Genomic DNA, 21,826 nt, shown 5'->3' with positions numbered 1-21,826 from the left:
GTCTCCTCGGCGTTAGGCGGTGATCGGGGTGGCACTGGCAGTGGCCTCGACGGTCAAGGTGTCGACGCCGAGGATCGGCACGAGAATCCCGGGCCGGGTGACCGTCACGGTGACCCGGACTTCCTGCGCGGTGGCGGTGACGGTCCCGTGCTCGCCCATCTGGTTGAGGAAGTTGGTGGCGGCGGCCTGGGCGGCGGCAGGGTCGATCTGGACCACACCGCTCTGCCGCAGGGCGGCGAGGTTGAGCTTGTTGGCGCCGGCACGGGCGGCCTGCTGAGCGATGTCGGTGGCGTGACCGCGGGCACTCATCGCGTTGCCTCCCTCCAGGACTGCGCCGGCGAGGACGAGCACGACCAGGATGAGGAAGAGGCCGAAGGCGGTGGCCGAACCACGATCGCCGCGGGCCGCGCGAGAGACGGCGCCGTGCAGCCGGCGGAGACTCATTTGTGCTCCCACGAGGTGTCTGGCGGATCGGCCGACGGGCCGTCCGCATCGGTGTCGAGCCATGGGTAGTCATAGCCGTCGGCGATGCGAGCGCGGGCCGCGGCGACCGCGGCGTCGGTTGCCTCCGCCGCGCCGGCGCGGTGTTCGTCGAGCAGGTGCCACCAATCGACGGCCACGATGGCCGGGTCGAGGTGGTAGTGCCCTCCGGTGTTGACGATGGGCTCGGGTCGCGGATTCTCGGCTGTCTCGCCGTGTTCAGCGGGTTCGCTGGTTTCCCGGACGGTGCGGATGATGCTGCGCAGGTTGCTCAGGCAGGTCGACAGCCGCTGGTTCGCCTTCTGCGCGGTGACGTCCGGCCACACCGTGGCGATGATCTCGGACAGCGACGCGCCGTCGCGACGGACGATGAGGAACACGAGCAGTTCCATGCTCTTCGCGCGTAGGCCACGGATGGGCTGTCCGGCCGTGTCCAGGATCGCCGGTTCGCCGATGACGGTGATGCGGACCCGGCTGTCCGACGGCTGGCCGGGTTCGGGCGCTGCGAAGGCGGTACCGATCGGTGGCCTGGGTGGCGGGCTGTCCAGTCGGCCGGCGTGGCCGTCGGCACCGGAGCTGCGATCGGACTCGGAGTCGGCGAGGGTTACTGTGACGCCCTCCGCCGCCGATGGCCGGGCCAGCAGGGCACCCGGCCGGGCGGCGGGTGACATGAGCAGTGCGCGGCCGTTGGTGGTGGCCGGAGACGGGTCACCGGTGGTGGACGGCACCGGCCATGGTGTGGACGGCGCAGCTGCGCCGTTGTGATCAGCTGCAGTGGACGACTGCGCGGGATTGCCGCGACCGGCGATCGCCCCTCGTTCGTCGTCTTCCGCGGGTTCTTGCGGGTGGGTCGTGGAGTCGCCGAGCGGCAACGGTGCCGACGTTTGCTTCGCCAGGAACGCGCGGGCGGCAACCGCTGCCTGGTCGTCGCGGCCGTGCAGGACGTGCTCGGCGGTCAGCTCAGCGCCGAGCAGGGCGGTGAGGCCGTCGTAGTCGGCGCTGGCGCGAAGCCGGCGCGCGACCTCGTCCATGTCGTAGGTGAGGACCGCGATGTCGGCCATCTGCTTGCCGGCGGCCGTCCGGATGCGACTGCGGAGAGCGTCGGCGAGCGCGGTGTCGCGTCGGTTCCTGCGGCGCACGATGAGCGCCGCCTCCATCGAGCCGTAGAGGCCCAGCTGCGGGTACGCCTTGGCCAGTGCGCGAGCCTGGGCGGTAAGGAGCGGGTGGCGGGTCCAGTGGGCCAGCAGCTCGTACTTCGGTGTGGGTGCGGGCAGCAGCCCGCGGGCGCGCAGCCGGTCACGGCGCTTGGCCTCCACATCGAGCCACCAGGACACGAATCCGAGCACGCTCATCAGGGCGTAGAAGCCGCCGAGCAGCCGATTGTCGTGGGTGATGACGTTGAAGGTGGCCGCGGCGGCGGCGATGGTGGCGCCGAGCAGCCGGGACGCGGTGGCGTGCTCGCCGAGGCGCCGGCGGACGTCGGCGTTGGACAGGAACGTCACGCCGCCGAGCTCCAGTGCGAAGATGCCGCCGATGGCGATCCACCACGGCAGGTCGAACGCGGCGACCGCGCCGGTGGCCGTGCCGTATAGCGCGACGACCAGGACCGCCGCGTAGAACAGGCGGCGCATCATCGCGGTGCGCCGTACCGCCGCAGCGAGGTTGCTGTCCAGCTGTTCGGCGACGGCAGTGTTGCGGGGACTGTCGAGCCGGGTGAGCTGTTCGAGCAGTTCTAGTTCAAGCGTCACGATCATGCCGGTACTCCGGCCGGTGGCCGGTCGACGTCGCCTCCGAGCGCTACCGAACGGTAGGTGTCGATGGGGGCGGTGGAGGTTGATGAGGCGGTCATCCGGCCGGGGATGGCGCGCATCATGGCCAGCGTCGACAGGTTCACGGTGCAGGTCACGGTGACGGTGACGGTGCCGCCGCGCTGCCACCGGCTGGTGTCCACGTCGACCACCAACGGGGCGCAGGTGATGGACCGGCCGGAGAGGTCGTCTTCGGCGGCCTGCCGGGCCGCTGCGGTCGCGGCGGCGCCGCTGCGCTGCAAGGATGCGGCCCGGGCTGCCGACGCCGAGGCTGATTCTAGGTCCAGGCGGGAGACGGCGAGCTGGAAGGCCGCCGCGACGATGACGATCGCCAGCAGCATGCAGGGCAGGAAAAATCCGGCCACCTCCACCGACCATGCACCGCGGTCGCCGCGCGCCCGCGCGAGCGTGCGGCGGAACCGGGCGGAGGTCGACCGGATGGACATGGTTAGTTGATCCTCTCCACGGGCGCGTGGACGGTGACGGTGACCGGGGGATGGAACCCCGGGATGATCGACGTGGCGGTGCCGCGGACCGTAACGGTGACCTCGGTCGCGCTGCGGTTGACATCGACGTGGGGATCGTTGAGGGCGGTGCCGACCGTCGAGGCCAGGATGGTGTTGGCGTCCGCCTTGCCGTCGGCGGCGGTGCCGCCGTGCACGCGTGCCTGCTGGGCGGCGTGGTTGGCGGTGTACCGGGCGCCGAGGGCGGCCAGACCCCAGGTCACCGCCTGGACGCCGATCAGCAGCGCGAGCAGCATCAGCAGCGTGTAGCCGGCGACCTCGACGGTGACGGCCCCGCGGTCACCGCTGAGCCGTCGCCGTCGCCGGGTGCTGCGTCCGGTGTTCATTCGCCGCCGGTGAACCCGATGGTGTACGACAGGTTGTTGAAGAAAGCCTTGAGGTCGTCGCGCAGGATCAGACCGACGGCGCCGACGATGACGATCACCGCCGCGATCCACAGCATGACCTCGACGGTCTGCGCGCCGCGCTCGGGTCGGCTGTGCATGGCCGCCGAGCCTCTGGCCAGTAGCTGGTTGATGGCGTCCATCAGGTGGTGCCTCCTTATTGAGTCAGGCTGGCGCTGATCGCGCCCATTGCCGCGTAGAGGAGAAAGATCAGGTAGCCGAGGCCGAACAGCATGATCGGGATCGCCATCTGCGCGCTGGCAGCGTGTGCCCGGCGTTCCATGTCGGCGGTCATCCGCGTGCGCATCGTCTGGGCGACCACGGCCATGGTCTCGGCTACCGGTGCGCCGGCGGCGGCCTGTTCCATCGCCGTCGCCAGCTCGGCCAGTTCGTCGACGCCGATCTGCGCGCCGAGGTCGCGCATCGCGGTCCAGGCGTGGATGCGCTGCCGGCCTCGGGTCTGGGCCGCCGCATCGAGTTCGCGGCGGATGCGGACGGCAGCCCAGCCGGACAGCTCGTCCATGGTCTCGCCAAGAGCTTGCTCGACGCCGGCCCCGCCGGACAGACCGCCGCCGACGAGATCCAACAGGGTCGACAGCGTTTCACGCATTTCGGCCCGGCGGACTTCGGCTGCGGCGTGCAGTCGGCTGTGCGTCAGCCGGACCGCGATCGCCGCGCCGAGCAGTGCCAGCCACAGCGGCAACTGCCCGCCGAGCCCCCACAGCACCGGCAGCGCGCCGAGGATGAGCATGCCGGCGATGGCGATGACGATCTGCTGGGCCAGATATTCGGCAGGGTCGCGGTCGAGGATGGCGAGGTCGCGGATCGTGCGGTCGCGGGGAAGGCCGACGCGGCGCAGTGGCGCGGCGAGTGCGACATCGAGGCGGCGACGCCGCCCGAGCGGCGCGATCGGCGGGCGGGACAACCGGTCGAGGGCGTCGGCGAGCGCCGGGCGGGGCGGGTTGAAGCCGGAGGCGAACACGGCCAGGCCCGCGCCGGCCACTCCACCCGCGGTGACCATGACGGTCAATGCGTCGCTCATGGTGTCCTCGCCTCCGGTTCGTCGCGCAGCACCCGGTTCGGCTCCGGCATGCGGGTCAGCCGTTGCAGCCACACGGCCGCCAGCGTCCAGAGGGCGCCGACGATCAGCAGCACCAGCTGCCCGGTCGTGCTGTCGAACGGCTGCAGGAGCGGGCGGTTGAACAGGTAGAGGCCGACCCCCACGATGACCACGATGATGATGACGAGCCGGGCGCTTGCCTTGGCTTCGGTGCGGGCGGTCTCCACCCGCTGCACCGCGGCCACCCGTTCCCGCACGGCGTGGGCGAGCCAGCCGAGCTGAGCCGCGAGGTTACCGGTGTGGCTCCCGGACGCCTTGCGCAAGGCGGTAGCGACCAGGTCGGCCGCGTGGTGGTCGACGTCGTGTTTGAACCCGGTCATCGCCACGGGCAGCCGCACCCCCGCGTCGAGGGCAGCGGCCAGACCGGTCGACTGGGCATGGATCGGCGGCTTGGCCAGGTCGGCCGTGTCCCGAATGGCCTGTTCAATGCCGGCGTAGGAGCGCAGACTGCCGCGCAGCGCCTCGGTCCAGGACGCGATGGCGTCCAGCTTGGCCAGCGAGGCCGCCTCGGCACGGCCGCCGCCGAGCATCGACGGGGCCGCGTAGACGAACATCGCCGCGAGCAACGCGGCCACCGGCCAGCGGGTGACCCCGGCGATCAGCGCGCCGACGGCGACGGCCGCGGCGAGCCGGTAGCCGTTGCGGCCGGTGACGAGGTTGCGCAACCGAGTCGATGCGCCGGGCCGCTGTGGGCGCTCGGTACGGCGGATACCGGTGGCGATGAGCCACAGACCCAGACCAACCCCCAACCCGCACAGGATGTTGATGCCGTTCATACGTCACCGTCCTCCGCCCAGCAGCGTGGCATCGAACCCGACATCGAGGAGTTTGTCGATGGTGATGTCGCTGAACCGGCTGGCCGGCACCGCCCGGCGGTCCGGGCCGGGCTTGTAGACCTCGTTGCTGCGCACTTGAATGCCGTCGGCGTCGACGACCTCCCGAACTCCGGTGACGACGCGGGCGCCGTCGGCAGTCTTGCCCAGCTGCACCACACCGTGGACGCCGCCGCCGATGAGCTGGTAGGTGACGTCGAACGGCAGCTGCTCCTTGGACTGCCGGGCGTAGTTGGCGATCTTCTTGAACGCCTCGCGAGTCGACGAGGCGTGGATGGTGGTCATCGACCCGTCCGTGCCTTGGTTCAGCGCGTTGAGCAACGGGATGACCTCCGGCCCGCGGACCTCACCGACGATGACCCGGCTGGGGTTCATGCGGGTCGCCCAGCGGACCAGCTGCACCATGTCGATCCCGCCCGACCCTTCGATGTTGGGGTCGCGCGGCTGCATCGGTACCACGTCCGGATGGGCGGGATCGGTGTTCAGGCTCAGCTCATACGGGTCCTCGACGGTGATGATCCGCTCGTGGGGTTTGATCGCCGAGCACAGCGCCCGCACCATCGTGGTCTTTCCAGTGTCCATACCGCCCGAGACAACGATGTTGAGCCGGGCGGCGACCATCGCCTCGAACAGCTCCGCCATCTCGCGGGTCATGGTGCCGAGGTCGGCCAGTTCCGTGAGGGTCAACTGCATGAACCGGTGCCGGCGAATCGACACATGCACCCGCTCGGTCACCGACATCACCGCGAACAGCCGGGAGCCGCCGGGCAGGCGCAGGTTCAGCCGGGGCAGGCCAGGATCGAATCGCCGCTCCTGCACGCCCAGCGAGGCGGCGACCTTGCGCAGCATGTCGGTGAGTTCCTCGTCCGACGAGGCGACCGGACCGACCCGTTCGCGTTTGCCGCCGGCGTAGGTGATGAACACATTCTCGGCCCCGTTGACGTCAATGTTCTCGATGTCGGGGTCGTCGATCAGCGGTTGCAGGTCACCCAGTCCGGTGAAGGCGTCCAGCAATGAGCGGCGTAGGTGCTCGCGGACGTCGTCGGGGACTGCCTGCTGACCGCTGCGCAGCGCGTTCACCGTGTATTCGCGGACAACATTGGCGACCAGGGCCTCGACGAATGCGGCTCGGTCGTCGACTTCTCCCCGGCGCACGGCGGCGGCCAGCCGGTCGGACACCTCGGCGTGCAGGTCGTCGCGCAGCGCAGCCACCTGAGCCGGCATCCCACTTGTGGTCATGACGTGACCTCCACCGTTTGCCGGGCGCGTTCCGTCGAGGTTCCGGAACCGGCCTCGGCGGTCTCGGACTCCGGGTCGCCGTTCGGCTGGTAGGTGAGTGCGAAGGTGCGGGCAGCGGCCAGCAGGGGGCGTCGGGTCCATCCCGCTTCCCGCCGGGCGCCGGACTGGCCCCAGCGGCGGGGCCGCTTGCGGCCGGCCACGATGTCGGCCGCCACCGGGTCGTACGGAATGGTGGTTGCGACCTCGATCTGCAGGTAGTCGGCGATCTCCTCTGGCTCGTGCGGGCCGTCGCCGACGAGCACGAGCCGCACCGCGGGACACCGGCGGCGCAGGACCGGCAGCCGCATCCGCAGGTGGCGCAGCTGGGCCGGTTCGGGCCGCGCGACCAGGAGCAGCTCGTCGGCCTTGTCCAGGTAGCCCAGCACGGTTGCTTGCGTATCGAGGCGACCGAGATCGGCGAAGACCGGACGGACCGCGGCGAGCTCGCGCAGGATGCCGGGCCCTTTGAGCCGCAGCTCCTCGACCGTCGCGGCAGCGGCAGCGCTGGGCGGGGCGACGATTACGTCTGCGCCCACCCGCAGGTGTTGCACGAAGGCGGAGCCGTCGCCGACCGGGCCGTCGGAGGCGCCGGAGGCGCCGGAGGCAAGACTTGCCAGTCCAGGCTCGTCGTAGGTGGCCCAACGGCTGCCGAGATCGCCGCCAGCTGCGTCGAGTTCCACAACGACGGGCGGAGACCCCGGGTGCGGCCAGCGGGCCGCCATGGCGACTGCCAGGGTCGTCGTGCCGGGTGAGCTCTTCGCGGAGCCGAAGCACAGCAGCATGCCGCGGATCACCGTCCCGGGTTCTGCAGGATCAGGGCGACGTCGCCGGTAGCAGCGGCAATGCGTACTGCGGACTCGGCCGACATCTGCAGCGAGACCACCGTGATTCCTGAGCTGTCGGTCAGGTCGACCGCACGCACCACCGCACGCGCCTGTGGCGGAGTGTCGGCAGCGCCACTCTGCGGGACCACGACGACCAGCACCGATGCTCCTGGTGCAAGACCGGATGGGGCCCGGCCGGTCTTGACGCCGACGGCGATGACCGACTGCCCAGGCGGCGGGTCGGTCACCGTGCCGAGCTGGTCGGTGGTCAGCAGCGCGCCGGCCGCGAGCGGGACCGCGGCGGTACGCCCCACGATCGTGCTGCGTTCGCTCGCGCGCACTACACGCAGGTCCTCGTCGGGCACGATGTGCACGACTCGGAGATCGGCGTCGCCGAGCTGGGCGCCCGCGATGACGGGACGGGCGACGGCGAGCACGTCGATGCCGGGGTCGGCGCGCAGCCCGATCACTCCAAATGCGACGGCACCCAGCACGACCAGCAACGCACCGCTGAGGAGGCGAGGCACCGACCGTCGGCGGCGGGTACCGGGCGGATCGACCACCGCGCGTCTGTCGAGCGATGTCCTGCGGCTCGCAGGGTGGGTGGGCGTAGCGGTGCTCATCGCCAGCTGCTCCTTACGACTTGGTGTTGACGGCCGACGCTTCGACCACCTGGACCGGGACATCCGCGGTCGAGGTGAGATCTGGTTCTGTTCCGGTCGCGCCGCCGCCAGACCAGGTGATTCGCCACGTGATCGTGGCCGTGACCGTGTACTTGCCGCTCGGGCTGCTTCGCGACGGCGACGTGTAGGTGTGGCCGCAGTCGGGCGAAGCGCTGGCCGGATCCGTTCCTGCGGTCCACGCGGTGCCCTTGCCGCACTGTCGGGATCCGCCGTCGCCGGTCGACCAGTTCACTTTGGTCGGTGTGCCGACCGCGGTCACCGACAGCCCGGCCAGGCTTGCCGTGGCGGTGCGCGGCGACCACACCGAACCGTCGACCCACATCCACGTCGGCACGAAGACGACCTGGGGTACGTCGATGGCCGGACTGTCGCTGGCCGGATTGAGGCGGATCTTCGGGGCGGGCAGCTTGAGATGTTTCACTGCTTCCTGTGCCAGCAGCTCGATGCCCGGGTTGGCGCCGAAGATCGTGTAGCGGACGTAGCCCGCAGGCCAGAAGTTGGTGAGCGGGTCGCCGCAGGCGCCGACGTACCAGGCGTACGGCGGGGGGACCGTGCCACCTAGCGCCTCGGCGGCGCCCAGGTCGGTTCCCTCGGCGCGCTGGTACCAACAGCCGTCCCCGCCGTACCAGCCCTTGCCGGGGATGTTGCAGGGGATGGCCTGGCCCTCCCAGTTGCGGCAGCCCGAACTGGACTTTCCACCGCCGCCGTCCGAATCGCCGGGGGTCGAAATGTCGATGACGCAGGCTGGGTTGGTGGGGTTGGTGACGCAGTTGACCGGGTCGTTGATATCGGCGCGGGCCGGCCCTGCAACAGCCAAGGCCAGCAGCAGCACAGTGGCACTGGTGACGCCGAGCAGCCTCGTTGGCTTCAGCATGTTCCTACCCCGTAAATCGCAATCTTGGTCACCTTCCACACCCCCTCGCTGATCCGGGCCACGGTCGCCGTCGTCGAGCGCTTGCCGCCGGGGGTGTCCTGGTACGGCGACCCGTCCTGCTTCTTGAGGTGCGTCTTGGAACTGTCGACGCAGTCCCGGATCTCCACCGTCGGTGGGGTGGTATTCGGGTTGGCTGACCTGACTGCCGGGCTCAACGTCACGTCGCCCTGGCCGACCAGTCCTTGATCCTTGACGGAGGTCAGGCCCTTGACCCACACGTCCAGTGCATCTCCCTGCGAGTAGCGGGCAAGATCCGGATAATCGGGATCGGGGATGTGGATCGCTTCGACGTACGCCTTCCACATGCCCCGGTAGGCATCCATCGCTGTCGGCGCTCCGTCGTTCGCCGTCGCCGAGGGTCTCGCGGACGCGGCCGGGGACGCCGTGGCCGAACTGGCCGCGTGAGATGGCGCGGGTGACGGCTTGTCGTCACTGCAGCCAGTCCCGAGCAGCCCGACCACGAGGCAAGCGATGAGCAGCCTGCTGAGGCCTGACGCGCGCACGGTGTACCCTCCATCGATCCGATGCCCACGTGAAAGATTCATGGATTCATTCACTCCTGCGCTACTGGAACTTGACAAGTACGCCGTGTACGTGCTCGCCGCACTTGCAGCCTGCAAGTGCATAGTGGACGCGGGCGGTCGCCCGTTTGGGCTCTTGTGGTCTGCGGCAGCGCGGCCCACACTGTCGGCAACCGTCTCCACAGGCGCCACATAGGGCATCTGGATGCGATATGGCCATTGATCTGTATGAACGCATCTGCCGGGCACTGGATCTCGTTAGCACACCGATGGCATTAGAGGTTCTGGATAAACTCGTCAACAACCTTCCCTACGGTCACTTAGCCGACAGTGCGACGATTCGTCACGCCATAGAATGTCTCCGCTCCGTTGGAGCGGTGCAGGCCAGAGCGCACCTGAGCAGCATCGGAGTCCCCGCCATTGCGCTCACGCCGCACGGACGCCGGCTCTTCTGGCGGCTCGCCTCGATACAGGAGGCCGCAGGCCGGCAAGCCATGATCGATTCGACGGTGATCAACCCGTTCCGCTCAACGGCGGATTGACCGACCGCCGAGTAGCTCGGCCTTTCGGGCATACATGGATGAATCGGTCAAGCGGTTCACGTTGTTACCTAAACCTCCTTGACATCAGCGGTAACGCTCGGTCAAGTTGACGGTTGCACTCGCGTGACTGCTTCTCGGTAACTGCACTCTCGACCCTTCATCGGGGCATGGAGAACCCTCCGGTCGAGTGTGGCCACGTGCGCCTGACGGGGGGAAAACGTGGACTTCGACACACTTCGCGACATCGACAAAATGTTCGCTCGGCGGTGGGACGTATTTGTCGTCGCCTGCCTCAGCGAGCAGGAATCCCTTCGATTCAATCAGCTCGCGCACGTCGTGAGTGAACACTCCCGAACCCGCATCGCCGATTCAACCCTCAACCGGGTCAAAGACCGGCTCATGCGCTCCGGGCTCGTCGCGCAAGACACGCAAGACGATGGCCACCCCGCATATTCGCTAACAGAAGCGGGAAAAGCCCAAGCGCGATTCATCCGCGCATTGACCGAAGCAGTAAACGATTCCGATGAAGTCGCCAATGGCGAAGACCCCGACCGCGACGAAACGAATCCCAAGTCACCCAACGACGACAGCCCGCCCCAAGCGGCATAGGCGGTCCTCCAAGTGGCAGAAGGTCGATCCGGCTCGAAACGATTGTGAGACGGCGGCTTCGAGCTTGGCCGCCTTGCCGCTACCCGTGTCGGACGTGCCACAGCTGGAGTTGCACGCCGGCGTCCGGCGTCCGGCGACGGACTCGGCGTCCTTGCGGGAGGGTTCTTCGTTTACGATCTCGGCTGAGTTGCAGCTGTCCTGACGGCAGGGTCACGGTGTCGAGCGCGGACTAGCAGGGAGAATGCCTGGCCACGGCGTCGCAAGATAGCGTAGGACTTGCCGCCAGGCGTACCGATCCTCAAGCCACCTCGGCCTGCCGCTCGCTCGTCGCACGCTGCGGAGGCCAACGGTCTGCGAGGCCGACGGACTAAGCCCATGCATCTGGCGAGGGCAGCCCGAGGTCGTCGTGAATCCTGTGCGACGATGGGCCGATGGAGCATCAGGACGCTGGCCTAGTGGTTTGGGACGTGGACGGCACGCTGATGCCTGCGGACCTTCGCTGGTTACGCCGTTCGATCGCGCGAACGTACGGAATCGATGAGGCGCACGTGACCTTCCCGGAGAAGAAGGTGCACGGCTATACCGACGAATCTATCGTGATCGACACAGCGATTGCCTCCGGCGTCCCGGCATCTGATGCGGAAGCCGGCGTTCCGCGCTTCCGTCAGCTCTTGGCGGAGGTCATGGAGGCGGGCCGCGACGAACTTGCACGCGTTCAGCCGCCGTATCCCGGCGTTGCGCACAGCATCGGCGAGTTGCACCGTATCGGCTTCGTGCAGACGGTTCTTACCGGAAATTTGCGGGTAGCGGCCGAGATCAAGATTCAATCGCTAAATCTCGGGGGCGAGCTCGACCTGGAGATAGGCGGATACGGCTCCGACGAACGTGACCGATTCCAACTTCCTGGGATCGTCGCGCGCCGGTATCGGAGCAAGTACGGAGCAGTGCTTTCGCCGCACCGGGCTGTGGTGGTCGGAGACGCGCCAAACGACATCGCGTGTGCGAAAAGCGCCGGTTTCCGAGCTGTTGTGGTCGCGCATCGGGCGAGCCGGGAAGAATTGTTGAGCTACGGTCCGGACGCTATCTTGGACTCTCTCGATCCTGCACTGGTCGTCGCAACCATCGCCTCTCTCGTTCAGCAGGTGTGACCTTACTACCTTACTGGCCCTTCTTCAGGCCGCGGCCATCCTCTCGTCCAGTTCCTTGACGGCGCGCTCGGCATTCCATCGGCTCAGTTCCTCCCGGGCTCGCAGCGCACGGGAGATGCCGCGAAGGTTACCTATCCGCTTGAGCTGCTCATAGGCGGAGCCAAGAGTGGTACAACCCTTATCCAGGTGACCGTTATGCGCGTAGGCGATGGCGAGATCCACGTGAGCGGCAAGCGCTACGTTCGTGTTGTCCTGATCTTGGTCCATGGCCGTCGACGCTCGCTCAAGGTGGACGATCGCAGCTGCCGGCTCTTTGAGCAGGATGCGGCACGTGCCTTCGTACACATCGAGGCGGGATAGGTTCCAGTCACTGAAGAGACCGGTGCGGTCGGATACCGTAATCCTGGCAGCTGCCTGCCGCGCCCGGTCCAGCGCGGCTTCGGTTTCTGCCCGCATGTTAAGTGCGGCATAGGCTTGGGCTTGCTCCGCGGCAATCCTGGCTTGTGCGGGCCAACTGAGGTGGTCGGCTGCGGAAGCGGCCTCGGCCAGCAGCCGAAGCCCAGTCAAGATATCGCCGTCGGCATGAATGAGCGTGGAGGCTCCGGAGTGCAAGTTGCTCTCGAAAATCCGGGCGGTTGCACCGAGCCTGATGTTGCCAAGCCGCTCGGCAAGATTCCGCGCGAAGGCACAGTGGGCAAGAGCCATGGATCGGTTTCCCTGCGCACTCCAAAGTCGGCTCGCCACGATGGATGCCTCACCGAGCATCGCGCCGATGTCGGCGCCTACCTGGTCGCCTTCCGCTTTCCGGAACAAGGTCAGTAGACAATCACGATGCGCCTCAACAAGGCTCAACAGAGCCGCAGGGGCAACCGCTTGTCGCTGCTGGGCAAGCATGCTCGTAACTACGGCGAAGCTGTTCCAGTCGTCATACTCTCCGCTATCAACATGAGTGATCTCACCGGTGAGCAACTCAGACATCGCTGGATCACCGCTGGAAATATCGCCGAATGTACTCAGATACGTGCCGCCTGAGACCGAGAACCCGTCGTCGGCTCTGCTTCGCCGTTCCCGGTGGAATCCAATTTCGGCATCGTCGCGGACGCGCAGGACCGCTCGCATGGCCGATCGTCGGCGCTCGTCGCGCGGCCAATGATGCTTACCAGCTTCCAGCTTTACGACGTAGTCATAGTCGATATCGGCATCGAGGATTCCATCGGCATGTAGATTATTGTTCACGGCCGTAACGAATTCAGACCGTGACATACACTTCCCAGGTCGTAGCGGCGAGGGCAGGCGACGCCGAGCGGCCTGGAGTCGAAGGTTGGGCGCGGCGGCTGTGTCCGGATGACGGGCCATTGTCGATAAGCCTCAATTTCCGTTGCTGGAGGCCGACAGTCCACAATCCAGCCGGCACTCTCCCCAAAGTGCCGCAAGGTTGGGACCCGAAAAACGGTGAACGACTCCGGCAATGTCAGCGAACGTCCGGCCGCACTGCGCCCGCATGGGGAGCCGCCGACGCACCAGTAAATCTCCGATGCCTATCGTCGTGAGCCTGTTCGCTTTCGCAGGTGGGACCGCTACGGAGACGCTTCCGAGGATCTTGACCATTACTATGACCGCCGGGAGAGGTCGCCGAACGCCGTCCACCGCGTCGCGGTGTCGCCGTTGCGAACGGTGTCTAGACGAAGCCGGAACTCGTCAGCCACGCCGGGAGCACTAGCCAACAGCGGCACGGCTGCGGCGATCATCTTCAACTCACGCGCCTCCCGTAGAAGATCCCAAGAAGGATCTTGGGTGATGTCGTAGCCGTAGGCAGCAGCCAACTTGTCGTGCCCACCCGTCGCGCCGAACCGACCTTCGTTTGCCGGTGCTGGAACGAGGTCGACTTGCCAGGGACCGATGCAGGTCGCGTCGAAGTCACACATCAGCACTCTGCCGAACTCATCCCGAAGAAGGTTTCCCTCATGAGCGTCACCGTGAACAAGACCCGGATTCACTTGTGACGCAAAGTCCTGTAGGCGTGGTTCGATCCGATCACACCATGCGAGCAGATAGTCTCGGTCGCTGCCGGCGAGCCCTTCCGCATCGTCAAGACGACTCCGAGCGTCACCAATTGGGTCCCATGCGGGCAATTCGAACGGAGGCAGGCCGAGATCGTGGAATGTGCGCAACGCGACGCCCAGATCACCGGCGTCGGGCGACGGTTCGTGGGGTTCAACGTATCGCCACACTGTCGCGAGCAAATCGCCATCGGCGAGGGGCTGCTCGATGTCCCCCGCCAATCGGATCGTTGGTGCGTCAACCTGTTCAAACCAGGCGCCCAGCGCAGCGACCTTGCGCACCCTCGCGTGCAATCGGTGGGTGCGGGTGATGCGCACGACGAGGTCTGCGGCCGGCAGCGCGAAGACGGCATTGTTCGTCAGCCGCAGCAACCGTGCGTCCGCGTCGCTGACGTGGAGCTCCTGGGCGAGGTTCGCCAAGGTTCGTCGCATCGCCGCCTCGCTGAACCGGCCCTCTGTACCAGTCATGCGAGTGAGACCGGTCGCGGCAACGACTGCACGAAGTCGGCGACTTCTGGTAAATGCATGTGTTGAGCGGCGTCGCGGTGGATGTTGGCGATCCGCTCAATTACCCGCGGCGAGGTCAGCGTTCCCGCCTGGCGTTTGGCCGTGTTTCCTGCTTCCAGTGCCAAATCGGGTGCATCTGCCAGGAAATACGCGCTGGCAAGGCCCACCTGGTTGAGCACGGTGCTGCGCGCATTCTGCGGACCGAATGCCCGGATCGCATCGTTAACCCAGCGCACGGCCTCGGCGCCGCGCCGGCGATCTGCACGCGCCCAGTCTCGGTATACTCGACCGTATTGTGCGAGTAGCTCACCTTTGTCGAAGAAGCTCAGCCATTCGGGTTCGTTGAGTTGGTCGACGTCAGCAAATGCGTCGCTGGAGCAGTCTAGAGCCCGTTGTGCACCCTCCCAGTCGCCGAGTGCAGCTCGGGATGCCGCCTCGGCTCCGCGGAGGATGGTGGTGAGGGCTGGCGTCGCATCGAGCTGGTGGTGCGCGGCGCGGAGGATCTCCAACGCGTCGCGGTTGTGGCGCAGGTGCTGCATCTGTTTAGCCTGCCCGTAACGAACGTGTGCGAGCAGTTGGCTGTCTCCTGCTTCGATCGCGAAGCGTTCGGCAGCGGCGAAGTGTCGCTGCGCTTCGCTGTGCCGTGTGGCGTCGAAAGCGGTCCAGCCAGCCAGGTCCCTTGCGTTGGCGATCGCGCTCAGGAGGTGTGGACGTACCGAATCGCTGATGACGTGATCAAGCAACACGGACGCGGACTCAGCGAACCGGCCGACGTCATCGACTAGACTGCCGCCTCCAAATTCCTGGTCCGCCGACCGATACAGGCTGATGAGGGCGGTAAGACGCGAGACGTCGGAAGAACCGATCCGACGACGCGGCCCGTGGCCAGCACTAAGAATCCCAGCTGCGGCAGTTACGGCCGCCAGACCCCTCAGCAGCGATCGGCGGCGCACATGAGGTGCCGCTAGACCCGCTTCGTCTTCGCCTAGGTCTTCACCTAGTCCCATCGGCCAGTCGGCGCTGGACTCAGCACCATTTGGAAGATGGCTGGTTTTGACACTTGCTGTTGTGTTCAGGCCGCCAAGAATCGGGGTTTCTTCGTCAGCCCGGCTCCGCCGCTGTCGATGGAATCCAATCTCGGCGTCATCGCGAACGCGAAGGACTACTCGAATGGCTGCCCGGCGACGATCGTCGCGAGGCCAACGATGCTTACCGGTCTCCAGCTTCACAACGAAGTCATAGTCGATATCCGCATTCAGAACTCCGTCAGCGTGCAGGCGGGCGTTGACGGCCGTGACAAACTCTGACCGTGACATGCATTTGCCGGGCCGAAGCGGCGAGGCTAGGCGGCGCCGAGCATCCTGAAGCCGACGATTCGGCGTAATGTCTGTACTCGCGTGACGGGGCACTGTCATCCCCCTTCAACACTGTTGTCCGAGTCGGAACCACTGCGGGGGGTGTCCAGTCGAGCGGCTATTCGGATCGAATCTGGTGTGGTGGTGACTGCCTCGATACGAAAGCCTAAAAATGGAAGCCCTCGGATATGGTTGGTGACGTGCGCGTCCGAATTGGCGCGCGGGAGATCAATCGAGAGACGGTCGATGGCTCCACGTGCAAGAAGTTCCCTTGCAAACGCCGTTTCGCCGACGATCAGCGCCGTTCGCGCGCCGCCGGCGAAGAGTTGATTTAGGGACGCGATCGGATCCGTGAAGTCAATCTTCGCGGGGTGGTGGAACCTGCCCTCCCCGTGTCCGCCAGGAATGCCTTCAACGATCCGTCCGTCTGGACAGACCACGATGTCGGTCTGTTGACGTAGGTCTCGCATGGCCGGTAGGTCAACCGGATCGTCGATGTCGGCGAGCGGCGAGGAAAGCCAGACCACCCATGGTCGTTTCCTTACGGTGGCGGTTAGCCACGGGTCAAGGACCGCCTGAGCCTCGTTGGCGAGAACGCCGACCTCGACGTCCACGCCGGCAGCCTTCAGAACCGCGGCACCTCCGTCGCCACGCGACGTTGGGTCGATGATTGCGATAACGACACGTACGACGTCCGCATCGAGGAGAAGTTGCCGGCAGGCTGGTGTGACGCCCACGTGATTGCAAGGTTCCAGTGTGACGACGGCTGTGCCTCCAGCAGCCCGCGAACCGGCCGACGCGAGGGCGTTCGCTTCGGCGTGGGGTTCACCCTTCCGTCGATGGAAGCCGGCACCAACCTGGTCACCGTGACGATCGAGGATCACGCAGCCAACCGGCGGGTTTGGGCTGGTAGTGCCTAGTCCAAGGGCGGAGAGGGCTACAGCTTGACGCATCGCGGTGATCTCGTGCGGCGTTGGCATCAGCTCGCGACCTCGTTCAGCTCGTGCAATAGCCCGGCAACCGCTTCGAGGTTCCGGTGGGGGTAGAGCGTCGCCCCGACGGCGGTGAGGCGGCGGACGATCCGCTGGGAGCCAGCGCGTCGAGCCATCGGCAACGCCATGCGAGCTGTGGCGGCGGCCTCTTCTGGCTGGTCGGCGGCGGCGTGGGCAGTTGCCTTGCCTGCCAGCGCTGCGGCTCGGTCGCGGCGATACACGGGTGCGAGGGCCGGCAGCGCCTGCTCGTAATGCTCGATCGCGCGCTGCGGGGAGTCCAGGAGCACTAGGCATTGAGCGCGGTGAGCTTCGATGTAGCCGCTGGTACAGAACGAGCCGTGTCCGCCCTGCGCGTCGCCGTTGCGGTCGTCGCCTGCCAAGCTCAGCGCTTCATCGAGCAGCCGTTGGCTTGCGCTCTCGTCCTGCCGCAGCGCGAAGCCGATGGCCTCCTGAACCCGGATGGCCGCACGCATGGGACCGGGGAGTTGGTCTTCGTCACGGCGTGCGGCTTGTGCCAACCCGATGGCCTGGGTTGCGAACCCGTCTGCCGTCAATTGCTGACTGCGCCGGTAAGCGGTCCACGACACCATCGTGTGGTCACCGGCCGCGTAAGCCCACTCCATCGCTTGGCTGGTCCAGTGCCGTGCCCGTTCCATGTCGTCAGCGTCTTCATGCAGCCACGCCGCCGACTCGGCGTACTGAGCTGCAAGACGGACGGTGGGGACGCGAAACTCGTCAACGTCGGCGTTCATCAGCTCTTGCAGCACCGCCAGTTGGGCCTCAACGCCGGTGAGGGCGTGGCGCGGACCGAAGAGGTTGTCCGCCCGGACGAGGATGTGCCACTGCTGCTGTAGGTGCGCCAGCATCTCGGCAGCTTCATCTGGCGAGATCACGAGCATGCGCGATCCGCCTTCCGACCCGCCTGAGCCAACGACCTTCAGCTCGTGCGGACCGGAGACCGTCGACGCCCGCCGACGACGTGTGGGATAGAACCCAAGCTCAGCGTCGGTCTCGACTCCGAGGACCGCACGGAACGCCTGCCGGTATTGCTCGTTTGGCCAGCGATGTTCGCCGTTCTCCAGCTTGCCAACGTAGCTGCCGTCCAGGCTGGCCCGCCGGTGAAAGGTAGCCCACAGATAGGTGTTGACGGCCTCTGCCAGTTCCTGGCGCGACATCGGTTCCCGGGAGCCGGACGGCGACAGCGCCCGGCCGCGCGCCCTGGTCAGCTTCGTGTTGCGTGCCACTGTGCGGCCGTCGCGCGCCATACAGTTTCCCCCTTTCGCGGCGCCGTTGCTGTCACGTGCCCGATGGTTGCCGGGACCAATGCGCTGATGGGATGCCGATACGCCCAGCATCGCAGCGTGGCCACCGCCGCTCAAGCAGCGGTCGTCCTGGCGGACAGCGGCCGGCCCGCGCGACGGGTCCGCTGCGACGCTGGACGCCTTCGGCTAGGCGTCGAACTCGCCGTCTCGGACGCCACCGGTGAACGCAGCCCATTCACCTGGCGTGAACTCAAGGAGCGCGCCGTTGCGGTTCTTGGAGTGGCGGACACCGACGGTTCCGTCGGCGGCGAAGGCCACCTCAACGCAGTTGTCTCCACCGCCGCTGCGACGGGACTTGCGCCAGTTGGTGAACTTGTCGGGGTTCATCGATGACTCCCTGGGTATCTGGGCAGTTCCTCGGCCACGTCGGCGAGGAAGTTGAGGCTGTCGGTGGGGCTAAGAGCGGCCTGCTGAATGCGCTTGAACAGGTCGATATAGGGACTGACCATAGCCGGGTCCGTGAGGACATCGTCGGCGAGGAGCGTGTCGACGGCGACCACGATGGGGTCACCCGGATCGGGATACCGATAGGTGAAGAACGAGGATCGTGGCACGACGTGCCCGGGGACGGACGAGGACAGCGGCAAGATTCGGATGGTGATCTTCTTACGATGGCGTCCGAGCTCCACGAGGTGGTCGAGCTGTGCGCGAACCACCTCGGGCGGGGCGGCATGCCGGCGGACAGCGAGCTCGTCGATGATGACCTCGTAGGTGGGGCCACCGGCGCGTTCGAGGACCCGCTGGCGCATCGCGCGAGCTTCCAGAGCGCGGCTCGGGTCGAAGTGCTCGGGGTACGCGCCGCGGTCGGCCCGTGCGCGGACTTCGGTGAACGCCGGGGTTTGAAGGAGGCCGGGTAGCAAGGTCATCTGGTACTCGACAATCGAGCGGGCGCCGGCTTCGAGGTCCGCGATCAACGCCTGTCGTGGGCCCATCTCCTCGCGGTACTTCTCCCACCAGCCTCGTCCCTGGGCATCCCGGGCGATGGCCATGATCTGTTCCCAGCGACGCTCGCCGACGTTGAACACGTCGAGGATTCGGATGATGTCGTCGAGGTCCGGGCTGAGGTGGCCGTTCTGGAGCTGGCTGATGCGCTGCCGAGGTATGCCGACTTTCATCGCTAGCCGCTGGGTGGAGTAGCCGTGCTCCTCGCGAAGCTTGATCAGTTCACTCGCGAGGCGTTGGCGGCGCACGTGTGGGCTGATCATCAACGAACCTCCGGCGCACGAGATTGGCGATGCATCGCGACTGTCCGGCCCTCGTGGACTGTCTGGTGCGGCCAGAGCGTAACCCCGGTTTTCGGCGGGGAGCGCATACCGGTTCGTGATTGACGCTGAAAAGGCGCAGGTCAGAGGCACGTCTCCGGCTAAGTCCCCTGATAAGTCTCCTAATAAGTCGGTCTTCCGCCCGTGTGGGCTGTCGGTGATCGTAGGCACACGACACGCGACGCATCGATGTCGCGGTTTCCGGATCGCACGACAGTCGGACCCGCTGGCCAGCACATCTGACCAGCGCCAAGGAGGCGTGATGACGGCCTACGGGACACAGCGACCGACCGTACGCCGGTACTGGCTCACGCTGTCCGGTGAGTCTTTCATCGCGGTCGGTCTCGTCAATCCGACTCCGCCTCGGGCTAGCGATGTCGTCGCCGGTCTTCGGGCCTCGCCGAGGTATGCGCTGGCCCTGCACGTCTACCGGCTGCACCAGCGGGACAGCGCCGGCCGTTGCCAGTCTTGTGCGAGCAAGGACTGCCGATCTCGGCGTCATGCCGCCGCAATCATCGCGGCGGCAGGTGTGAATCCTGCCGATGTTGATGCAGCACGGTGTGGCGCACGACTGCGCCGCCATCGTCCAGCATTCCCCGTTCCAGGAAGTTCACCCCAACGGGTGAAGACCGCCCGAGTCCGGTCGCGACTGTCTCGACGCCGGTGCGGAAAACCGCGGCCCCTGGGTGCGATGGCGGCTCCCGGTCGCCGTCCATCCGTTGGGACGGCCGCGTTCGCGAGGGTCGGCCGCGCAGGGAGCGCCGGCTCCATGGGCCGGTACCCGCTGTGCGGGCGGCTGTTCTGCGGCTGCGGTCAGCGCTTCGTTCCGGGCTGTTCAACGGCGTCTGGCCGCGAGTATGTGAGCCTGTGCGGCTGCCGGCTGTGGCCGCTTGACGCAGCGGCTATCGAGCAGCGGGTGTACGCATACGCAACCTGTGGCGCTTCGGCGTCCGGATTCAGCGCGTCGCCTGCACTCGTTGCGGCAGTCCTCGGCCAATTCGACGAGCGGATCGAGGTCGGCGGCACTCTCGACGACATCCGGTTCATGCCCCCCACGTGAAGCTGCGCCCGCCGTCGCTGCCACAGGGCGCGGCGGCGGGTTGCACACGCAGCCCCTGCCGCGCCGTCCGTCGCGAGCCGCCAAACGGAATTCGACCAACCCTCGCCCGTCGTCGGGCGCCCCGACTTCAGCATCCCCCCAATGAAGCCAACTGCGGAAGGATTCCCGGTGTCGTATCCGGTCAATGAGTTGCAGCAGTTCGGATATCAGCAGGAGCTGCGACGGGTTCTGCGGTTCCGGGACCTGCTCGCGTACGGGCTGATCTTCATGGTGCCCATCGCGCCGATGGCCATCTTCGGCGCCGTGTTCTCCGCCTCCGGCGGCATGGTCGTGATGGCATACGCCATCGGCATGGTCGCGCTGATCTTCACGGCCTACTCGTACTCGCGGATGGTCAACGCGTTCCCGCTGTCCGGATCGGTCTACAACTATGTCGGCCGAGGGATCGGCGCCCCGTTCGGGTTCGTGGCCGGGTGGGCGATCATGCTCGACTACATCCTCGTCCCGTCGCTGCTGTACCTGGTGGCCTCGGTCGCCATGCATGCCACCGTCCCGGCGGTGCCGGTGTGGCTGTGGCTGGTCGCCTTCGTGGCGGCCAACACGATCATCAACACCCTCGGCATCAAGATGACCGCCCGGTTCACCTGGTTCATGCTCCTAGGCGAACTGGCCGTACTGGGCATCTTCATCGGCGTCGGCGTCTGGGCCGTGCTCACCGGCAAGGGCCACTGGACGTGGGAGCCGCTCTACAACCCGCACACCTTCACCCCGTCGATCGTGCTCGCAGCGACCGCCGTCGCGGTCCTCAGCTTCCTGGGCTTCGACGGCATCTCCATGCTCGCCGAGGAAAGCCGCGGCGGCGCCAAGCTCGTCGGCCGGGCCATGGCCGGAGCGCTTCTGCTCGCAGGAGTGCTGTTCATCGCCCAGACCTGGCTGGCCGCCATCCTCACCCCCGACCCGCAGGCACTCATCGCCAACGGCGACCCGAACGGCACCGCGTTCTACGACGCCGCTCAGGCGGCCGGCGGCCACTGGCTGGCGACGCTGTGCGCAGTCGCCACCGCCATCGCGTGGGGCCTGCCGGACTCGATGGTCGCCCAGGTCGCGATCTCCCGGCTGCTGTACGCGATGGCCCGCGACCGCCAGCTGCCGAGCTTCCTGGGGAAGGTGTCCCGCAAGCACAACGTCCCGCGCAACGCCATCCTGCTCGTCGCCGCCGTGAGTCTCGCGCTCGGGCTCTACATGAACAGCCGCGCCGACGGGATCAGCCTGCTCTCCAGCATGATCAATTTCGGGGCGTTGACCGCGTTCCTGCTGCTGCACCTCGCGGTGATCATCTACTTCGTGTTCCGCCGCCGCAGCCGGAACCTGTTCGCGCACCTGGTGATGCCGGTCATCGGCGCGACCATCCTCGGCTTCGTCATCTGGAACGCCAACGTCGCCGCGCAGAAGCTCGGCTTCGTCTGGATCGGCCTGGGCATCGTGGTCCTCGCCGTCATGTACGCGACCGGCCGCCGGCCGAGGCTGTCCGGCATGGAGCCGGTGCAGCCGCAGCCGGGCCCGGTCCGTGAGGCGGTGTGA

General features: G+C 66.9%; 25 protein-coding genes. 6 read left to right on the top strand and 19 right to left on the bottom strand.

The features are described 5' to 3' along the window. Positions 1-12: 12 nt before the first annotated feature. The 12 genes from AB0K03_RS26115 to AB0K03_RS26060 all read right to left on the bottom strand — a co-directional run bounded on the left by AB0K03_RS26115 (position 13) and on the right by AB0K03_RS26060 (position 9,190). The gene (locus AB0K03_RS26115) at positions 13-444 is read right to left on the bottom strand and encodes a pilus assembly protein TadG-related protein (RefSeq protein WP_364689465.1); all 432 of its coding nucleotides are present in this window, start codon (positions 442-444) and stop codon (positions 13-15) included. Then, the gene (locus AB0K03_RS26110; protein WP_364689463.1) at positions 441-2,234 is read right to left on the bottom strand and encodes a hypothetical protein; all 1,794 of its coding nucleotides are present in this window, start codon (positions 2,232-2,234) and stop codon (positions 441-443) included. Before AB0K03_RS26110 ends, AB0K03_RS26115 begins: the two co-directional genes overlap by 4 nt. Then, positions 2,231-2,734, bottom strand: a complete 504-nt coding sequence (locus AB0K03_RS26105; protein WP_364689460.1) for a hypothetical protein — start codon at positions 2,732-2,734, stop codon at positions 2,231-2,233. Before AB0K03_RS26105 ends, AB0K03_RS26110 begins: the two co-directional genes overlap by 4 nt. 2 nt (positions 2,735-2,736) lie before the next feature. Beyond that, positions 2,737-3,138, bottom strand: a complete 402-nt coding sequence (locus AB0K03_RS26100; protein WP_364689457.1) for a TadE family protein — start codon at positions 3,136-3,138, stop codon at positions 2,737-2,739. Further along, the gene (locus AB0K03_RS26095) at positions 3,135-3,338 is read right to left on the bottom strand and encodes a hypothetical protein (RefSeq protein ID WP_364689454.1); all 204 of its coding nucleotides are present in this window, start codon (positions 3,336-3,338) and stop codon (positions 3,135-3,137) included. The genes AB0K03_RS26100 and AB0K03_RS26095 overlap by 4 nt, the downstream gene beginning before the upstream one ends. A 14-nt stretch (positions 3,339-3,352) precedes the next feature. After that, positions 3,353-4,225 (bottom strand): type II secretion protein F, encoded by an 873-nt coding sequence (locus AB0K03_RS26090; RefSeq protein ID WP_364689451.1) that lies wholly within the window; start codon positions 4,223-4,225, stop codon positions 3,353-3,355. Between the two features lie 8 nt (positions 4,226-4,233). After that, a complete protein-coding gene (locus AB0K03_RS26085) occupies positions 4,234-5,091 on the bottom strand; it encodes a type II secretion system F family protein (RefSeq protein ID WP_364689448.1) in 858 nt (285 codons plus the stop codon). 3 nt (positions 5,092-5,094) lie between these two features. Beyond that, a complete protein-coding gene (locus AB0K03_RS26080) occupies positions 5,095-6,387 on the bottom strand; it encodes an ATPase, T2SS/T4P/T4SS family (RefSeq protein ID WP_364689445.1) in 1,293 nt (430 codons plus the stop codon). After that, positions 6,384-7,220 (bottom strand): hypothetical protein, encoded by an 837-nt coding sequence (locus AB0K03_RS26075; RefSeq protein WP_364689443.1) that lies wholly within the window; start codon positions 7,218-7,220, stop codon positions 6,384-6,386. The genes AB0K03_RS26080 and AB0K03_RS26075 overlap by 4 nt, the downstream gene beginning before the upstream one ends. Then, positions 7,217-7,777, bottom strand: coding sequence for an SAF domain-containing protein (locus AB0K03_RS26070; RefSeq protein ID WP_364689440.1), 561 nt, complete (start codon positions 7,775-7,777; stop codon positions 7,217-7,219). The genes AB0K03_RS26075 and AB0K03_RS26070 overlap by 4 nt, the downstream gene beginning before the upstream one ends. Before the next feature lie 109 nt (positions 7,778-7,886). Beyond that, positions 7,887-8,765, bottom strand: coding sequence for a hypothetical protein (locus tag AB0K03_RS26065; protein WP_364689437.1), 879 nt, complete (start codon positions 8,763-8,765; stop codon positions 7,887-7,889). A 35-nt stretch (positions 8,766-8,800) separates the two neighbouring features. Then, on the bottom strand, positions 8,801-9,190 hold the full coding sequence (locus AB0K03_RS26060) for a hypothetical protein (RefSeq protein WP_364689434.1): 390 nt from the start codon (positions 9,188-9,190) through the stop codon (positions 8,801-8,803). Positions 9,191-9,600: 410 nt separating this feature from the next. On the opposite strand from AB0K03_RS26060, the gene AB0K03_RS26055 reads away from it, so the two are divergent. From AB0K03_RS26055 to AB0K03_RS26045, 3 genes are all read left to right on the top strand, one after another. Then, positions 9,601-9,930 (top strand): hypothetical protein, encoded by a 330-nt coding sequence (locus AB0K03_RS26055; protein ID WP_364689432.1) that lies wholly within the window; start codon positions 9,601-9,603, stop codon positions 9,928-9,930. Positions 9,931-10,149: 219 nt separating this feature from the next. Continuing rightward, on the top strand, positions 10,150-10,539 hold the full coding sequence (locus AB0K03_RS26050) for a winged helix-turn-helix transcriptional regulator (protein ID WP_364689429.1): 390 nt from the start codon (positions 10,150-10,152) through the stop codon (positions 10,537-10,539). Between the two features lie 431 nt (positions 10,540-10,970). Beyond that, positions 10,971-11,687, top strand: coding sequence for an HAD family hydrolase (locus AB0K03_RS26045; protein ID WP_364689426.1), 717 nt, complete (start codon positions 10,971-10,973; stop codon positions 11,685-11,687). A 24-nt stretch (positions 11,688-11,711) separates the two neighbouring features. Here the strand turns inward: AB0K03_RS26045 and AB0K03_RS26040 are convergent, their stop codons facing one another. From AB0K03_RS26040 to AB0K03_RS26030, 3 genes are all read right to left on the bottom strand, one after another. Further along, positions 11,712-12,923 carry an XRE family transcriptional regulator gene (locus AB0K03_RS26040; RefSeq protein WP_364689423.1) on the bottom strand — a complete coding sequence of 404 codons (1,212 nt, stop codon included), beginning with the start codon at positions 12,921-12,923 and terminating at the stop codon, positions 11,712-11,714. 374 nt (positions 12,924-13,297) lie between these two features. After that, positions 13,298-14,215 (bottom strand): aminoglycoside phosphotransferase family protein, encoded by a 918-nt coding sequence (locus AB0K03_RS26035; protein ID WP_364689421.1) that lies wholly within the window; start codon positions 14,213-14,215, stop codon positions 13,298-13,300. Continuing rightward, positions 14,212-15,000 carry a hypothetical protein gene (locus AB0K03_RS26030; protein WP_364689418.1) on the bottom strand — a complete coding sequence of 263 codons (789 nt, stop codon included), beginning with the start codon at positions 14,998-15,000 and terminating at the stop codon, positions 14,212-14,214. Before AB0K03_RS26030 ends, AB0K03_RS26035 begins: the two co-directional genes overlap by 4 nt. A 297-nt stretch (positions 15,001-15,297) precedes the next feature. On the opposite strand from AB0K03_RS26030, the gene AB0K03_RS26025 reads away from it, so the two are divergent. Further along, positions 15,298-15,561 (top strand): hypothetical protein, encoded by a 264-nt coding sequence (locus AB0K03_RS26025; RefSeq protein WP_364689415.1) that lies wholly within the window; start codon positions 15,298-15,300, stop codon positions 15,559-15,561. A 104-nt stretch (positions 15,562-15,665) separates the two neighbouring features. On the opposite strand, the gene AB0K03_RS26020 is transcribed toward AB0K03_RS26025, so the two are convergent. The 4 genes from AB0K03_RS26020 to AB0K03_RS26005 all read right to left on the bottom strand — a co-directional run bounded on the left by AB0K03_RS26020 (position 15,666) and on the right by AB0K03_RS26005 (position 19,128). Next, the gene (locus tag AB0K03_RS26020; protein WP_364689412.1) at positions 15,666-16,589 is read right to left on the bottom strand and encodes a bifunctional diaminohydroxyphosphoribosylaminopyrimidine deaminase/5-amino-6-(5-phosphoribosylamino)uracil reductase RibD; all 924 of its coding nucleotides are present in this window, start codon (positions 16,587-16,589) and stop codon (positions 15,666-15,668) included. After that, positions 16,589-17,866 (bottom strand): hypothetical protein, encoded by a 1,278-nt coding sequence (locus tag AB0K03_RS26015; RefSeq protein ID WP_364689409.1) that lies wholly within the window; start codon positions 17,864-17,866, stop codon positions 16,589-16,591. Before AB0K03_RS26015 ends, AB0K03_RS26020 begins: the two co-directional genes overlap by 1 nt. 183 nt (positions 17,867-18,049) lie before the next feature. Beyond that, positions 18,050-18,250: a DUF397 domain-containing protein gene (locus tag AB0K03_RS26010; protein ID WP_364689407.1), complete on the bottom strand. Its 201-nt coding sequence runs from the start codon at positions 18,248-18,250 to the stop codon at positions 18,050-18,052. Continuing rightward, positions 18,247-19,128, bottom strand: coding sequence for a helix-turn-helix transcriptional regulator (locus AB0K03_RS26005; protein ID WP_364689404.1), 882 nt, complete (start codon positions 19,126-19,128; stop codon positions 18,247-18,249). The genes AB0K03_RS26010 and AB0K03_RS26005 overlap by 4 nt, the downstream gene beginning before the upstream one ends. A gap of 826 nt (positions 19,129-19,954) precedes the next feature. On the opposite strand from AB0K03_RS26005, the gene AB0K03_RS26000 reads away from it, so the two are divergent. Together AB0K03_RS26000 and AB0K03_RS25995 are read left to right on the top strand one after the other, a co-directional pair. Continuing rightward, a complete protein-coding gene (locus AB0K03_RS26000) occupies positions 19,955-20,245 on the top strand; it encodes a hypothetical protein (RefSeq protein WP_364689402.1) in 291 nt (96 codons plus the stop codon). A 168-nt stretch (positions 20,246-20,413) separates the two neighbouring features. Beyond that, entirely contained in the window at positions 20,414-21,826 is a 1,413-nt protein-coding gene (locus tag AB0K03_RS25995; protein ID WP_364689399.1) for an APC family permease, read from the top strand.

It is taken from the genome of Actinoplanes sp. NPDC049316, assembly GCF_040677315.1.
GTDB lineage: Bacteria > Actinomycetota > Actinomycetes > Mycobacteriales > Micromonosporaceae > Actinoplanes.
This window is presented reverse-complemented; position numbering and strand designations above follow the sequence as displayed.